Annotated in this window: 12 protein-coding genes; 10 read left to right on the top strand and 2 right to left on the bottom strand. The window is 55.1% G+C overall.

The window, feature by feature from the left end; genetic code table 11:
* Nucleotides 1–33: 33 nt before the first annotated feature.
* The 8 genes from NSU18_RS14975 to NSU18_RS14940 all read left to right on the top strand — a co-directional run bounded on the left by NSU18_RS14975 (nucleotide 34) and on the right by NSU18_RS14940 (nucleotide 8810).
* Nucleotides 34–708 (top strand): response regulator transcription factor, encoded by a 675-nt coding sequence (locus NSU18_RS14975; protein WP_341018771.1) that lies wholly within the window; start codon nucleotides 34–36, stop codon nucleotides 706–708.
* Nucleotides 705–2072 carry a sensor histidine kinase gene (locus NSU18_RS14970; RefSeq protein ID WP_341018772.1) on the top strand — a complete coding sequence of 456 codons (1368 nt, stop codon included), beginning with the start codon at nucleotides 705–707 and terminating at the stop codon, nucleotides 2070–2072. The genes NSU18_RS14975 and NSU18_RS14970 overlap by 4 nt, the downstream gene beginning before the upstream one ends.
* Nucleotides 2073–2196: 124 nt before the next feature.
* Nucleotides 2197–3135: an alpha/beta fold hydrolase gene (locus tag NSU18_RS14965; protein ID WP_341149399.1), complete on the top strand. Its 939-nt coding sequence runs from the start codon at nucleotides 2197–2199 to the stop codon at nucleotides 3133–3135.
* Between the two features lie 170 nt (nucleotides 3136–3305).
* Nucleotides 3306–5408: a class I SAM-dependent methyltransferase gene (locus NSU18_RS14960; protein WP_341149398.1), complete on the top strand. Its 2103-nt coding sequence runs from the start codon at nucleotides 3306–3308 to the stop codon at nucleotides 5406–5408.
* A gap of 1 nt (nucleotide 5409) precedes the next feature.
* Nucleotides 5410–6102: a response regulator transcription factor gene (locus NSU18_RS14955; RefSeq protein ID WP_341018778.1), complete on the top strand. Its 693-nt coding sequence runs from the start codon at nucleotides 5410–5412 to the stop codon at nucleotides 6100–6102.
* A 95-nt stretch (nucleotides 6103–6197) separates the two neighbouring features.
* Nucleotides 6198–7121: an ABC transporter ATP-binding protein gene (locus NSU18_RS14950; protein WP_341149397.1), complete on the top strand. Its 924-nt coding sequence runs from the start codon at nucleotides 6198–6200 to the stop codon at nucleotides 7119–7121.
* Nucleotides 7114–7851 (top strand): ABC transporter permease, encoded by a 738-nt coding sequence (locus tag NSU18_RS14945; RefSeq protein WP_341018783.1) that lies wholly within the window; start codon nucleotides 7114–7116, stop codon nucleotides 7849–7851. Before NSU18_RS14950 ends, NSU18_RS14945 begins: the two co-directional genes overlap by 8 nt.
* Nucleotides 7852–7877: 26 nt before the next feature.
* Nucleotides 7878–8810 (top strand): sensor histidine kinase, encoded by a 933-nt coding sequence (locus NSU18_RS14940; RefSeq protein WP_341018784.1) that lies wholly within the window; start codon nucleotides 7878–7880, stop codon nucleotides 8808–8810.
* Between the two features lie 62 nt (nucleotides 8811–8872).
* Here the strand turns inward: NSU18_RS14940 and NSU18_RS14935 are convergent, their stop codons facing one another.
* Both NSU18_RS14935 and NSU18_RS14930 read right to left on the bottom strand, forming a co-directional pair.
* Nucleotides 8873–9223: a nuclear transport factor 2 family protein gene (locus tag NSU18_RS14935; RefSeq protein WP_341018786.1), complete on the bottom strand. Its 351-nt coding sequence runs from the start codon at nucleotides 9221–9223 to the stop codon at nucleotides 8873–8875.
* Between the two features lie 160 nt (nucleotides 9224–9383).
* Nucleotides 9384–10301, bottom strand: a complete 918-nt coding sequence (locus NSU18_RS14930) for a helix-turn-helix transcriptional regulator (RefSeq protein WP_341149396.1) — start codon at nucleotides 10299–10301, stop codon at nucleotides 9384–9386.
* A 126-nt stretch (nucleotides 10302–10427) separates the two neighbouring features.
* Between NSU18_RS14930 and yicI the strand changes: the two genes are divergently transcribed.
* Nucleotides 10428–12761, top strand: a complete 2334-nt coding sequence (gene yicI / locus NSU18_RS14925; protein ID WP_341018790.1) for an alpha-xylosidase — start codon at nucleotides 10428–10430, stop codon at nucleotides 12759–12761.
* 553 nt (nucleotides 12762–13314) lie between these two features.
* Nucleotides 13315–14505, top strand: a complete 1191-nt coding sequence (locus NSU18_RS14920) for an SGNH/GDSL hydrolase family protein (protein ID WP_341149395.1) — start codon at nucleotides 13315–13317, stop codon at nucleotides 14503–14505.
* Nucleotides 14506–14597: the final 92 nt, after the last annotated feature.

Here is a 14597-nt window from a genome sequence, read left to right as displayed (position 1 = left end):
TATAAGGCCGGATCATACGAAAAGAGGGAATAGATGCCTACTATACTTGTTGCAGACGACGATGCGAATATCCGCGAGCTTGTCTGCCTATTTCTGCGCAATGACGGATTCGATACCGCTGAAGCGGCAGACGGCCAAGAGGCGCTCTCGGTCTATGCCAGAACGCATGTGGATCTGGTCATCCTGGATATTATGATGCCGGTGATGGACGGCTGGGCGCTATGCAAGGAGCTCCGCAGAGCGGACCCGGAGCTGCCGCTGTTAATGCTGACGGCAAAGGGGGAGACCTGGGAGAAGGTGAAGGGCTTCGAGCTGGGAACCGATGATTATCTGACCAAGCCCTTCGATCCGCTGGAGCTGACAGTCCGCGTCAGAGCCTTGCTGAAACGCTCGGGAATCGGCAAGTCGCATACGATCCGTATCGGAGAGGTAACGCTGGACCGGCAGACCTACAAGGTAATGAACGGTACAGAAGCGCTGTCCCTGCCGCTGAAGGAGTTCGAGCTGCTGTACAAGCTGGCCGGAACACCGGGACAGGTCTATACCCGCGAGCAGCTGATCGACCAGATCTGGGGGATCGATTACGCCGGGGATGACCGGACGATAGATGTACATATCAAGCGTCTGCGTGAACGGTTTGCGGCTTCGCCGGATTTTCGGATCGAGACTGTCCGCGGTCTGGGCTACCGGCTTGAGGTTACTGAATGATCAAATCTCTCTATACCCGGGTGGTCCTGATCTTCCTGGTCTCCGTGATCGGGGGGACAGTGATCTCCTTCAATCTGGCGATTTGGATATATAAAGACGAATTGAATGAGAATCTGCAGGTTCAATTGCAGCGCTTCGCACAAGATGTCGTACAGATCTATGACACCTTCCCGCTGACGGAAGCCGACAAGTTCGTAAGCAGCATGAAGCAGCTTGAGACCTACCATGTGCGGATTTATGATGCGAACGGCGGGGTTCAGTCTTACGGCGGGCCAGAAGGACTGAAGCTGGAGACTGTGACTGAAGCGCAGGTGCAGCAGGTGCTGGCAGGCGGGATCGTGCAGGTCAATCCGACAGGCATCTCCGTCAGCCTGCTGGGAGTGCAATTAACTACGGATACGGGAAAAAAAGCATTGTTCGTAGAGCCTGTCGGTCCCCCGTCTGCCGACTTTGTGCTGAAATGGCTGGTGAATTTCGTGGTGTATTCGCTGGTCTCCGGGAGTCTAATAATCCTGGTAGCGGCCATGTTCCTGGTCCGGCCGATCAAGAAGCTGACCAACGCGACACGCAAGATCGCAGCCGGGGACTTCAACGTGAAGCTGAATATCAAGCAGAAGGGAGAGCTGGGTGCCCTCGCGCGCAGCTTCGAGGAGATGACACATGATCTGCAGCAGCTGGAGCAGATGCGCCGTGACTTCGTGTCGAATGTATCCCATGAGGTGCAGTCGCCGCTGACCTCCATCTCCGGCTATGCCCTGGCGCTGAAGCAGATGAACATCCCTGAGAGCGAGCGTAACCGCTATCTCGATATCATCATCGGGGAGGCCGAGCGGATGTCCAAGATGAGCGATAGCCTGCTCAAGCTGAGTCTGCTTGAATCGCAGTCCCAGCAGCTCCGGTTCACCACCTTCAGCCTGGATGAACAGCTCCGGCGCGTAATTGTTGCCCTTCAGCCGCAATGGTCCGCCCGCCGCATCAACTTCGATCTGGAGCTGACGGCTGCCACGCTGACGGCGGATTACGATCTGTTGAACCAGGTATGGACGAACCTGCTGGGCAACAGCATCAAGTTCTCCGGGGATGGGGGAGTAATAACTGTCCATACGAAGCAAGATAATAAAAGTGTGACCGTTCGTGTATCCGATACCGGCATCGGGATCGCCCCCGAGGACCAGAAGCGGATCTTCGAACGCTTCTTCAAGGCGGACCGCTCCCACAGCAACAAGTATAACGGCAGCGGGATGGGACTGGCGATCGTGAAGCAGATCGTGCTGCTTCACCAAGGAGATATCCGGGTTGAGAGTGAGCTTGGCGCAGGCACAAGCTTCATCGTGACCCTGCCGCTGAATACACCGGCAGAATAGATTATTGAACCAATTCATCCTCCGTTCATATTACCGTCACGAGGAGTACATTTTCATTATATATACTATCCTTAGCTCTTCAACAAGGCAGCACATTCCATTTATAAGGACAGGTGATTGTATAATGAAAAAAGGACTCAGAATCCTGCTTAAGTCTATTGCGGCATTGCTGATTGTGATTGTATTGTTTTTTGCCGTAGTATTTGTGGTCAATATCATCAGCAGCAAATCGGAGCTGAAGAAGATCGATCAGTATGGACAGCTTGTGCCAGTCGATGGCAAGAAGATGAATGTACTCATCCAGGGATCGGGTGAGGAGACCGTGGTGCTGCTGACGGGGTATGGTACTGGGGCACCGGCACTTGATTTCAAACCACTGGTAGACGAGCTGTCCCCTAACTACAAAGTAGTCGTGGTGGAGCCGTTCGGCTATGGCTTAAGTGACCGGACAGATAAGGAACGGACCTCGGACAATATCGTCAGTGAGATTCATGAAGCGCTGCAGCAGCTTGGAATCAAGCGATACACGCTCATGGGGCATTCCATCGCCGGAATCTACGGGCTGGACTATGTGAACAAGTATAAGGATGAAGTGCAGGCTTTTGTAGGAATCGACACCAGTGTGCCCAATCAAGGGGGCTTGGACGATGAAATGCCGATCGGTACGCTTAAGTTCCTCGAGAAATCCGGTATCGTAAGATTGTTCCAAAAGATAGGCGGAGACCCTTATGCCGGGCTTTCGTTCGACGAACACACCAAGCAGCAGATGATTATGATCGCCAGAAAGAACTCAAACAATGACACTGTCGTGAATGAGAGCAAGCATTTCAAGGAGAATTTCATAGCAGCCCAGGCACTGACCTTCCCCAAAGAGCTTCCGCTGCTGCTCTTCGTACAGTCGAATAATACCGATGTTGAGGGCTGGATGCAGCTGCATGAAGAACAGGTGAAGGATTCCGTGTACGGTAAGCTGGTGCCGCTCGAAGGCGGTCATTATCTGCACCATACGCTGTCCAAAGAGATTGCCAAGGATTACAGAGAATTCATGGCAGGCGTGAAATGAGGGGGATCTGATTCCCGGCCAACTATCTGATACAATTGAATAAGAGCTTACGCCGCCGCAGGCTTCTACCCAGAAGCTTGCGGTTTGTTCGATTCGGCAGAGCTTCTGATTCAAACCTGAAGCACATGGGCTATTGTATATAGATTGCTATTACATAGGGAGGCATGCAAATGCTGAAATCATTACGGGCTATAGAGGCATATCGTGAAGGAAGGTGGCCTGCCGGAGAAGGCCATATATGGCTGGAGTATATCGTGCAGGCAGAGCAAACAATTGTGAATCTGGAGCGGGTGGAGTCGCTGCAATCGCTTGCGCAGCAGAATCCGGTACTGGATTATGTCGAGCGGAGTCTGCGGGTGCTGGACAGCCTGCCGCTGTCTTATTGGATCAAGGAGCTGGCCGAGGAGACGCTGATCTGGTCCGAGACGGCCAAGGGCGGGACTCTCCGTCAGCGGCGGAGCTGGCAGGAAGAGGGCATAAATATCTTCGTTCATAACATCGGCTCCGCGGAGTTGTACCGCCGGTATGCGGAAGGGTTGAAGCAGAACGAGGCAGGCTCTGCGGAGAAGAGACGGGTGATACATACGCTGATTGAGACTCATGGGCTGATTGGGCAGCAAATCCGCGGCGAGGTTCCGCCTTCCGTCAATCTTCCATTATCCGCGCTGGTGGAGCATGGACTGTTGACCGCAGAGGAGCTGGAGCGGCTGCTATTCGCGCTGAATCACTGCATCATTGCTGCCGTGTCCCCGGAGCTGTGGCAGGAGGTCCGCCTGCAGGTCATGGAGCTGATTGCTGTAATTGCTTCAGGGAATCTGCAGCCTGAGGTCCCGATGAAGGAGCGTCTGCGGAGAATGCGCGCCGGGTCCATTGCCCAAGGCGAGGATTATGAGTCAGAGTGGGACGGGCTGGTGCAGAAGGGCTTCCTCCCTGCTAAGCTGGAGCCGCTGCAGCCTGCCACCTTCTGGTATGTGGAATCGGCACTCCAGACCTTCTCGCTGGAGCAGTTCCTGAAGGTCATGAGTCTGGTAGCCCGCAGCGGCCCGCTGCAGCTAAGCCATCTGAGCCATCTGAGCTTCGAGGCGGTCATGAACAGTATTCATTATGACTATAAGGGCAGCAAGAAGATCAATGTCTATAAGAAACGGATTATCGAGAAGTATCTCTCGGAGCTGGGCTGGGAGGAGATCTACAGCGGCGTGAAGCCTCCCGGCAGCAACCCGCATCTAACGCATCGGCTGCGGGGCAAGGAGCATCTGCCGGATACGCTATTCTTCCAGTTCGAGTTCTCGGCGGCGGCGGAGAAGCTGATTGAGTTCTGTATGGAGGCCGAGAAGTCGGCGCTGTATGAGCGGGCGGTCCTGCTGCTGTTCGACCTGTTCGATCTGCGGCGGGACGCCTTCGACCGCTTCCACAACGAGGACACGTATTTAAGCCAGATGAATGATACGGCTGATTATAAGGCAGTGATTCTGGACTACGTTACCGGACGGAAGGTGCTGGACATCGGCCCCGGCGGCGGGGTGCTGCTTGATCTGATTGAGGAGCGGATGCCGGAGGCCGTGCCTGTGGGGATTGATATCTCAAGCAATGTGATTGAAGCGCTGCGGCAGCGCAAGCAGCGGGAGGACCGCCGCTGGGAGGTGCTCCAGGGCGATGCCCTGAACCTGAAGGATTACGTGGAACCGGGCACGGTGGACACGGTGATTTTCTCATCGATTCTGCATGAGCTGTATTCTTATGTGCCGCTGGACGGCCGGAAGTTCAATCACGGCACGGTGGCGGCAGCGCTGACCAGTGCCTTCGATGTACTGGCAGATGGCGGGACGATTATTATCCGCGACGGTATTATGAGCGAGCCGGAAGAGCAGCAGCGCCGGGTACGGTTTCTGGAGGCGGACGGCATGGCGTGGCTGGAGCGGTACGCGAAGGATTTTGCCGGACGGACAATCCGTTATGAACAGCTTGGCGAACAGGAGGTTCTGATGCCGGTGAATGATGCGATGGAATTCCTCTATACTTACACCTGGGGCGAGGAAGCCTACATCCATGAGGTGCAGGAGCAGTTCGGCTACTTCACCCCGTCGCAGTACAGAGCGTTCATTGAGCAGACGCTGGGGGACCGGGCCAAGATAGAGGTCTTCCGCCATTACTTGCAGGAGGGGTACACGGAGGCGCTGGAGAGCAGAGTTGAGATCATGGATGAGAGCGGAGCGCAGGTAGGCTTGCCGGAAAGCACCTGCTTCATCGTGATCCGTAAGGAGGCAGGCTGAAGTGAACAATGCGAAGCTCAGCGTGCTTGTAGTAGAAGACGATGCTGATATTAACCGCCTGCTATGCCGTATGCTGACGGGGGAAGGCCTGACGGCTGTGCCTGCCTTCTCAGGGAGCGAAGCCTCCCTTAGAATGTCGCTGGAAGACTACCAATTGATCCTGATGGATCTGATGCTGCCGGGAATGACAGGCGAATCGCTGATTGCACAGATCCGTGAGCAGTCTACAGTACCCATTATTGTGATCTCCGCCAAAAGCACGCTTGAGGACAAGGTGAGTCTGCTGCGTCTGGGAGCGGACGACTACATCACCAAGCCCTTTGACCAGGAAGAGGTGATGGCCAGAGTGTACGCGCAGCTCCGCCGGCTGCAATATGCACCTGCCGCAGGTCCTGAAGGCGAGATATTCAAGGTGCGCGGGCTGGTCATGGACAAGCAGCGGCGGGAGGTTACGCTGGATGGCCAGGTGCTGACTCTAACCAAATACGAATTTGAGCTGCTGGCGGTGCTTCTGTCGAGGCCTGAGCACATTTTCTCCAAAAGCGAGCTGTACCGCCAAATCTGGCAGGGAACTTACCTTGGGGACGATAATACCATTAACGTACATATCAGCAATCTGCGGGCCAAATTTGCCGCCATCACCGAAGAGGAGTATATCCGCACGATTTGGGGCATCGGGTTCAAGCTGGTGTAAGAGGAGGTCTTTATACTTTCTTAAGACTTTGCTTAAAGCTTATTAAGAGTGTTCTTTATACAATGAAATTATCAAACGGCAAGGGAGTCTTAACGATGATGCATTGTATATTGGAGATTAAGGCGCTTAATAAAACCTATCAGGAAGCTTACGCGCTCCGGGATATTAACCTGCAGATTGAGTCGGGGGATATCGTTGCACTGATCGGTAAAAATGGCGCAGGCAAAACCACGCTGTTCAAATGTATCACAGAGCAGGTGTTTCCGTCGGCTGGCACGATTGCACTCTACGGACACCAGGATGACGCCGGTCTGCGGAAGGGGCGCCGGAGAATTGGTGCGATGATTGAAGAGCCGGCTTTTTTCCCGGATTTCACTGCCAGGCAGAACCTGGAATATTTCCGCCAGCAGAGGGGGCTGGCCGGTAAGGAGTGCATTGAGCAGGCGCTCAAGGATGTCAATCTGCTTCATGCCGCGAACAAGAAATTCAAAGCCTTCTCCCTTGGCATGAAGCAGCGGCTGGGACTCGCGCTTGCGCTGATAACCCGCCCCGAGCTGCTGATTCTGGATGAACCAACCAATGGCCTTGATCCGGAGGGGAAGGCGGAGATCCGCCAGCTCCTGCAGACCCTGAATGACGAGAAGAAGGTCACAATTCTCATCTCCAGCCACGTATTGTCTGAGTTGCAGAGTGTGGCTACCCGTTATATTTTCATGGACCAGGGGCGGATTGTGGAGCAGTTGACGGCAGAAGAGCTGCTGCACAAAACCCGGAAAGGTGTCGAGATCGTGGTGGATGACAGCGGCAAGGCCTCTACGGCCCTGGAAAAGCATTTCCCGGGCATCCCGTACCGGATTCTGCCGGGACACCGGATTCTGCTCTCCGGCGGTATGGATAAGACCGATCAGCTCAACCGGGTGCTTCATGCCCAGGGCGTCAGCGTGTTCTCCATTGCAGCCACTGGCGGGGATCTGGAAGAATATTACCTGGGTCTGCTGGGAGGTGAGCGCCATGCTTAATCTGATGAAAAGTGAGCAGTACCGCTGGGTCCGCACCAAGAACTATTATTATTACGGGCTGCTCTGTGCGGTGTTAATGGCCGGTGCCGCGGTGACGCTCGCTGTCTTCCATCATTCTGATCCGGGTTTCCCCTATGGAAATGAGCGCTTCTTCTACCGTAATGTGCTGGCAATGATGCCGGTGGTATTCGCCTTGCTGACTATTTTCACCGGAATCCTGATGGGCGATCACAAGCATGTACTCAAGAATACCGTTGCCTACGGCTTCAGCAGACGCTCAATCTACACCGCCAAGCTGCTGGTTACGCTGGCCGGCTTCCTGCTGTTCGCGCTTGTTCTGGTCGGGATCTCGGTCCTGCTTGGTACGAACCTGCTTTTCCGCAGCTATGAATATGCGCTTACTGAATACTGTCAGATGCTGCTAGGTATGCTGCCTGTGATGATTGCCGGCGTAACCACCTACTTCTGTCTCACCGCTGTGTTGAATAAGAATGCCCAGGTAACTACCGTGTTTCTGCTGATTTATTTTCTGCCCTACATGATTCTGGGGGCTTTCAAAGGCAAGTATGTCTGGGCGGCCTGGCTCCACAGCCATAGTCCGGCTTATTATCTGTTCAATGCCTACGATGTAGGAACCTATACGGTCTGGGAGCCGTGGATTACAGGAATGGTGTTTACGGTGTTCTTTTATGTATTGGGATTGTATCTGTTCAGGAAAGAAGAGTTCTGACAGGTGCAGATAAGGAGGGAAGACATATGTATCTTGCTATAGCCATCATTGCCGCTCTGTCTGCTGTATGTATACTCCTTGTGTATCTGCTGCAACGGCAGAGCATTATCCAAGTGCGGCGGCAACTGGCGGATGCGGAGTCGTCCTCCCAGCAGCATCTTCACGTCAAGCTGCCCCTGCCGGGCAAGGAAATCGAGCAGTTGGTAGTGGGCATTAACCGGCTGCTGGACCAGCGCCAGAAGGAGCGGGTGATCCACCGGTCGAGAGAGCACGCCGTGAAGGAAGAGATCACCAATCTGTCCCATGATCTCCGGACTCCGCTTACGTCTATGCAGGGATATGCCTCTCTGCTGAAAGATCCCCTTGTCCCCGAGGCCGAGCGGCAGCAATATATGGAGATTATCATGCATAAGATGTCAGTCATGAATAATATTGTAGAAGCGTTCTATGAATTATCCAGTATGGATTCGGGGGACTCTCCTTTGGACAGTCAGCCGATCTATCTCTACAGTCTGCTGAGCGAAGTGATCCTGGCGTTTCATCCCGACTTTGAGCAGAAGGGCATCGAGGTGCAGCTTCATCTGGATGAGAACGTCAAGGCAATTCCCCTGGATGAAAAAGCCATGATCCGCATCTTCTCCAATGTGCTGCAGAATGTGCTGCGTTACGGCAAGAATGGCTTGACCATTTCGCTGTATACGGAAGAGCACCGGGTTAGGATTGTGTTCGCCAATGAAACGGAGTACATCCGCAGGGCAGATCTGCCCAGGCTGTTCGAACGGACCTACACCAGTGACCCTTCGCGGTCAAGCGGCCAGCTCGGCCTGGGCCTCGCCATTGTGAAGCAGCTGGTAGAGAGGCAGGGAGGCAGCCTTGAGGCTGCGCTGGACGGCGGACAATTCCGGCTGTCCTTTGCCTTCCCGGAGGATTGTCCCATACCAAAGAAATCGCTCCTTTGAAAGGGCTGGGCGGCAGCCCAATCTTCCGAAGGAACGATTTCTTTTTTTGCTTCATTCAAAGCTTATTTTAGCGTGATGATCAGCTCGCTGATTTTGCCGCCGTGTACCTTGAATTCATGGGTGAACTGCTGCGGGGCGGGAACGCGGTTCTTGTTGAACTCCCCCTCCATTTCGGCTGTCACTGCAATGCGGCCCTGAACTTCTTCAATTTCCATAATAGTAAAGCGGACCTTGGCAGAGAATAGTTCGGATTCTCCCCAAGCTGCAATGGCTTCTGTGCCTTCGGCCGACTTCCCGTTATCCTTCACGGTAGCGCCGGGAGCGAACAATTCGATCAGAGCGTCGGGCTGGTATTGGTTCACTGCATTGTAGAAGTCCTGTACCTCAATTGGCAAGGTAACATGTTGATTCATGAATATCTGCCTCCTGTAAGTAGATTAGTGGGGAACGGCATGTCCACCCGAATGGGCCACTAAGCCACCGCTGAAGCGGCAGTGCCGTGGTCATCCATACCCTAACTTAAACGTATCCGGGCAACCGTAAGCAGGAAAAAGAAAGGTAGCGGGGTTCAGCCTACGGATAAAGCTGATTCTGCCCGGCGAAGGGACTGGCGTCCTTGCGGAATTCTGAGGGCGAGCAGTTCATGACTTTGCGGAACACTTTGATGAAGTAGCTGACGTTGTCGAAGCCGACATCCATGGCAATATCTGAGATTTTGCGGTCCCCCTGCTTCAGCAGGGCTGCGGCCTGGCGGACCCGGTAGGAGTTGATGTAATCGACGGGCGTCTTGCGGGTCATGCTTTTGAAAAACCGGCAGAATTGCCCCTCGCTCATCGGAATCAGCCCCGACAGGTCCCGGGTGCGGATCGGCTCCTGGTAGTTGTCCTGGATATAGACAATGATCTTCTTCAGCCGGTCTGCCTTCGTGTTATCCGCTCCCTCCGAGGGGCTGTGGTTCACCGAACGTCCCGGCGGCGCAATCTGTGAGAGCATAATTAGCAGGGTTCCCTTCATAAAAGCTTCGAATCCGGGCATTTGTTGAGCATACGCGTTCATCATGCGGTTCAGATGCAGCAGCAGCTCCGCCTGCCAGGGAACAGAAGGGGTGAGGTGACGCGGAAAGCTCTGGCGTTTCTCCTGAAGCGGCAGAATGACGCTCTGCTGGATGGTATCATATTGCGCGCTGGCCAGCAGGTCGGGGTGGAAGACAAGGGCGCAGAAGCGGCAGGGGGTCTCCGTAAGCGCGTGAGCGGCGTGGATATCGCCGGATTCAATGAACACAGCCTCACCGGGACGAAGCGTGAAATAGTCGCTGTCCACCTGAAACAGAATCTCGCCTTCCAGCAGCAGGAAGAACTCGGCTTCCTCATGCCAGTGGGTGTCCAGGACATGCGCTCCGGCGGGAAGGTCGATCCAGTAGGCAGCCAGGGGGAACATGACATCCCCGTGTTCGCGGTCTTCTTTGAGCAAGCGCTGCGAGGTGCGGTCCATTAGGGGCCTCCTTGTAAGATGACGTCAGAATAGTGTTATAAATAAGCTATATATTATTAGTTTTGAGATTTTATTATCGGTATAATGCAACTATATACACCAAATCGAAGGGTGGCAAGTGCACATATGAAATTTACAGACGGCTTATGGCTGGTTCGTGACGGCATTACAATCAATGGTGCAGTGCAGAACTATGTAGTAGAGAAAACGGAGGAAGGCCTAACCGCCATCACGCAGACGACCCCCATCACGGGACGTTCGGCGACACTCAACTCGACGCTGCTGACGGTGAAATTCCATTCCCCGCTTCCGGGTGTGGTAGGCGTCAAAATTATTCATAACGACGGCGTGATTCCGCGCGGACCTTCGTTCGAGCTGACGGAGGGAACGGGCGATCATGTTCAGGTGGAAGAGAGTGAAGAGCAGACGGTGCTGATCAGCGGCGGACTCCGCGTGGTCATCAACAAGGGGACTCACTGGTCTGTGGACTTCTACCGCGGCGACGAGCGCATTACCGGCAGCGGTTACAAATCGATGGCCTATATCACGGATCAGGACGGCAACACCTTCATGCGTGAGGAGCTGGACTTAGGCGTCGGTGAATTCGTGTATGGTCTGGGCGAGCGCTTTACGGCTTTTGTCAAAAACGGCCAGGTGGTCGATCTGTGGAACAAAGACGGCGGTACAAGCTCCGAGCAGGCGTACAAGAACGTTCCGTTCTATGTGACGAGCAAGGGCTACGGCGTCTTCGTGAACCAGCCGGAGCTGGTGTCGTATGAGATTGCGTCTGAGAAGGTGAAGAAGGCCCAGTTCAGCGTAGCGGGCGAGAGCCTGGAATACTTCGTGATTGAAGGGCCGACGATTAAAGAGGTCATTACTAAATACACCTCCCTGACCGGCAAGCCTGCGCTGCCACCAGCCTGGACCTTCGGCCTGTGGCTGACGACTTCGTTCACTACAGATTACGATGAAGCTACGGTGAACTCCTTCGTGGAAGGGATGGCAGAGCGCGATCTGCCGCTGCATGTGTTCCACTTCGACTGCTTCTGGATGCGCGAGTATCAATGGACGGATTTCCAGTGGGATTCCCGTGTGTTTCCGGACCCGGTGGGGATGCTGAAGCGCCTGCACGACAAGGGACTGAAGATTTGCGTCTGGATCAACTCTTATATCGGACAGCGCTCCCCGCTGTTTGAAGAAGGCCGCAAGAACGGTTACCTGCTCAAAAAAGCCAACGGCGACGTCTACCAGACCGACCTCTGGCAAGCGGGCATGGGCCTGGTCGACTTCACGAACCCTGCGGCTTGTGAATGGTATGCCGGTTACCTGCGTGACCTGGTGGACATGGGCGTAGACAGCTTCAAGACGGACTTCGGCGAACGGATTCCGACCGATGTAGTATACTTTGACGGCTCCGACCCTTACAAGATGCATAACTATTACACCCAGTTATATAACAAGGTAGTGTTCGAGGTATTGGAAGAGAAGCTCGGCAAAAATGAAGCTGCCGTCTTCGCACGCTCCGCCACCGCCGGCGGGCAGCAGTTCCCGGTTCACTGGGGCGGCGATTGCTACGCTGACTATGAATCGATGGCAGAGAGCCTGCGTGGCGGCCTGTCGCTCGGATTGTCCGGCTTCGGCTTCTGGAGCCATGACATCGGCGGATTCGAGAACACCGCTCCGGCGCATGTGTTCAAGCGCTGGCTGGCCTTCGGCCTGCTCTCCAGCCACAGCCGCCTGCACGGCAGCACCTCGTACCGTGTGCCTTGGGCGTACGACGACGAAGCTGTTGACGTTACCCGCTTCTTCACCAAGCTCAAGTGCAGCCTGATGCCGTACCTGTATGATGTCGCCGGACAGGCGCATGAGCAGGGCTGGGCTTCAATGCGTGCGATGGTGATGGAGTTCCCGGAAGATCCGACCTGTGAGGTGCTGGACCGCCAGTACATGCTGGGCGATTCCCTGCTGGTCGCTCCGATCTTCCAGGAGAACGGCGAAGTGAAGTACTACCTGCCGGCCGGACGCTGGACACATCTGTTGAACGGTGAGACCGTCCAGGGCGGAGCATGGCGCAAGGAGAAGCATGACTTCTTCAGCCTGCCGCTGTTCGTGCGGCCGAACACTCTGCTGGCTGTGGGCAGTGAGGACAGCCGTCCGGATTATGATTTTGCCGATGGCGTGAAGTTCGGCTTGTACTCCCTGGAGGACGGCAAGTCTGCGGCGGCGACTGTGCGCGATATCCACGGCGCTCCTGAGCTGAAGGTTGAAGCTGTACGCAGCGGCAGCACTGTAAAAGTAACTGCTGAAGGCAGCGGCAAAGCCTTCACCTTCGCGGTGAAGGACCTCGGCGCTATCGCCTCCGTGGAAGGTGCGGAGCAGGTGGATGAGACAACAGTGAGCGTGGGCGCGGGCGCGGGCGCGGGCGAGAAGTCCGTAACGTTCACGATTAAGCTGAAGTAGGACATCCGCAAGACTGAATGAACACACTCTAACACTGGCTTAGCCTTTGGCTGTGCCTTTAAGTAACCAGGCTCTCTGATGACAGGGGACATTCGTCTCCTGGGTCGGGGAGCTTTTTGGGGATTGGCGGCGTTGGGGGGATTGTTGGTCGCTATGGCGTACAATGGGCTAAATGCTGCAAGAAGTGCAACATTCCCCTCAGTAGGAGCAGGGCTATAGCGAATTGTTGTCAAAAATGCAGCATTTCAGCTTCTCAGAGCGAACAAGTGGCGAAATTGCTGCATTTTGTGCAACATTGTACTAAAATAGTGGGTTTCACAGGCATCAGTGTTGCAGATAATGCAACATAAGTCGGGCAGGAGCCGGGGCAAAGCTTGGTCAAAGGCGAGCTACAGCCGGGAGGAAGCCAGACAGAAGTTGGGCCAGTCGGGTCGAAGTCGTGTCAAAGTTGGGTCAAGTTAGTGTCGAGTTAAGTTTCTGTACAGCACCAGCCGCCCTACCCCCACCCATCAGCCAGAGAAGCAACATCAGAATAAAGAAGGAGTCGATGACTATGAACAATAGTGAGAACAATTCAAGCGGAGTGCTGAGCCAGCCGGAGTTCACCTCGGCCACCGCGTTGTCTACAGCCGCCAACTACATTATGAACGCGCCGGAGGCGTTCATCCATACGTACCGCACCTATATCCGGCTGCGGGAGAATGGCAGGCTGACTCTGAAGTTCTGGTACAGCAACGCGGTGGATTCGACCTGGGATCTGGGCGCGGATGCCGTAGCCAGTGAACCGGGGGGCGAGTGGAGCGTCGAAGCGGCATATGTCGCCGATGGCGGCGCCGCACCGGATGGCAGCATTGTGCCGGGCTCACAGGTGCCGGTTACCTTCAGCGGCGAACGGTCGCGGTGTGTGGAGCCGGGCGAGCAGTTCTGGAGCGACGAGGCGCTTCTGGAGCTGCCGGAGGGCCATATGCTGGCCTTCACCTGGACCTTGAAGACGGCTGACGCAGGCAAGTCCTTCCCCTACAATGTAGAGGGAATGCTGGTCTCCGGCTATGATGCACCGGGCCATCTGGCTGCTCAAGAGTCGGCGGCCGGATTCAGCGTATCGGATAAGCTCCAGGTGCTTCCAAGCTTCCTGGGCTACAAGAAGGACGTAACGAGGAAGCTGGTATTCCTGGGTGATTCCATCACGCAGGGCGTACGGACGGCCAAGAATCAATACACATACTGGGCGGCAAGAATTGCAGAGGGGCTGGGCACACAGTTCGGACTGTGGAACATCGGCTCCGGCTGGGGCCGGGCTTACGATGTCGCCACAGACGGTCCCTGGCTGCATAAGGCGCAGCAGGGGGATGAAGTGCTGATCGTGCTGGGCGTGAATGATCTGGATATCGGCCAGCGCTCGGCAGATGAACTGCTGGGGGACCTCGCACACATTATCTCCAGCATCAAGGAAGCACAGCCGGAGGCAGCGATAATTCTCAGTACGGTGCCACCTTTCAATTTCGAGGGGGAGCGGGAAGCCCATTGGCGCAAAGTCAATGATTGCATTCGTACGAGCCCTCCGGCCGGAGTGGACCGTGTATTCGACATGGCCACCGTGCTCTCTGTTGCGGCTCCCGCTGACCATAGAATTAAGCCGGAATACATGAGCGACGAGTTCGACCCGCATCCGAACGGTGCGGCGGGCGAGGCAGTGGCGGAGGCTTTTCTGGCGTGGTACGGTGGACGGCCATCGGTATCCTGACCGATCTGTCTTTTTCGCTATTGCGTGGGGTTAAATGTTTGTTTGTGAAGTGAGAGAGTAGTTGGATTTTGTCCACTTGCTGATGCGTGATT

Origin of the sequence: Paenibacillus sp. FSL H8-0048 (assembly GCF_038002825.1) — a bacterium.
GTDB lineage: Bacteria > Bacillota > Bacilli > Paenibacillales > Paenibacillaceae > Paenibacillus_AQ.
This window is presented reverse-complemented; position numbering and strand designations above follow the sequence as displayed.

What these genes read in the sequence shown, in the direction of transcription:
- NSU18_RS14970 (WP_341018772.1), top strand. Translation starts at nt 705, where the DNA reads ATGATCAAATCTCTCTATACCCGGGTGGTCCTGATCTTCCTGGTCTCC.
- NSU18_RS14965 (WP_341149399.1), top strand. Translation starts at nt 2,197, where the DNA reads ATGAAAAAAGGACTCAGAATCCTGCTTAAGTCTATTGCGGCATTGCTG.
- NSU18_RS14960 (WP_341149398.1), top strand. Translation starts at nt 3,306, where the DNA reads ATGCTGAAATCATTACGGGCTATAGAGGCATATCGTGAAGGAAGGTGG.
- yicI (WP_341018790.1), top strand. Translation starts at nt 10,428, where the DNA reads ATGAAATTTACAGACGGCTTATGGCTGGTTCGTGACGGCATTACAATC.
- NSU18_RS14940 (WP_341018784.1), top strand. Translation starts at nt 7,878, where the DNA reads ATGTATCTTGCTATAGCCATCATTGCCGCTCTGTCTGCTGTATGTATA.
- NSU18_RS14945 (WP_341018783.1), top strand. Translation starts at nt 7,114, where the DNA reads ATGCTTAATCTGATGAAAAGTGAGCAGTACCGCTGGGTCCGCACCAAG.
- NSU18_RS14930 (WP_341149396.1), bottom strand. Translation starts at nt 10,301, where the DNA reads ATGGACCGCACCTCGCAGCGCTTGCTCAAAGAAGACCGCGAACACGGG.
- NSU18_RS14975 (WP_341018771.1), top strand. Translation starts at nt 34, where the DNA reads ATGCCTACTATACTTGTTGCAGACGACGATGCGAATATCCGCGAGCTT.
- NSU18_RS14935 (WP_341018786.1), bottom strand. Translation starts at nt 9,223, where the DNA reads ATGAATCAACATGTTACCTTGCCAATTGAGGTACAGGACTTCTACAAT.
- NSU18_RS14920 (WP_341149395.1), top strand. Translation starts at nt 13,315, where the DNA reads ATGAACAATAGTGAGAACAATTCAAGCGGAGTGCTGAGCCAGCCGGAG.
- NSU18_RS14950 (WP_341149397.1), top strand. Translation starts at nt 6,198, where the DNA reads ATGATGCATTGTATATTGGAGATTAAGGCGCTTAATAAAACCTATCAG.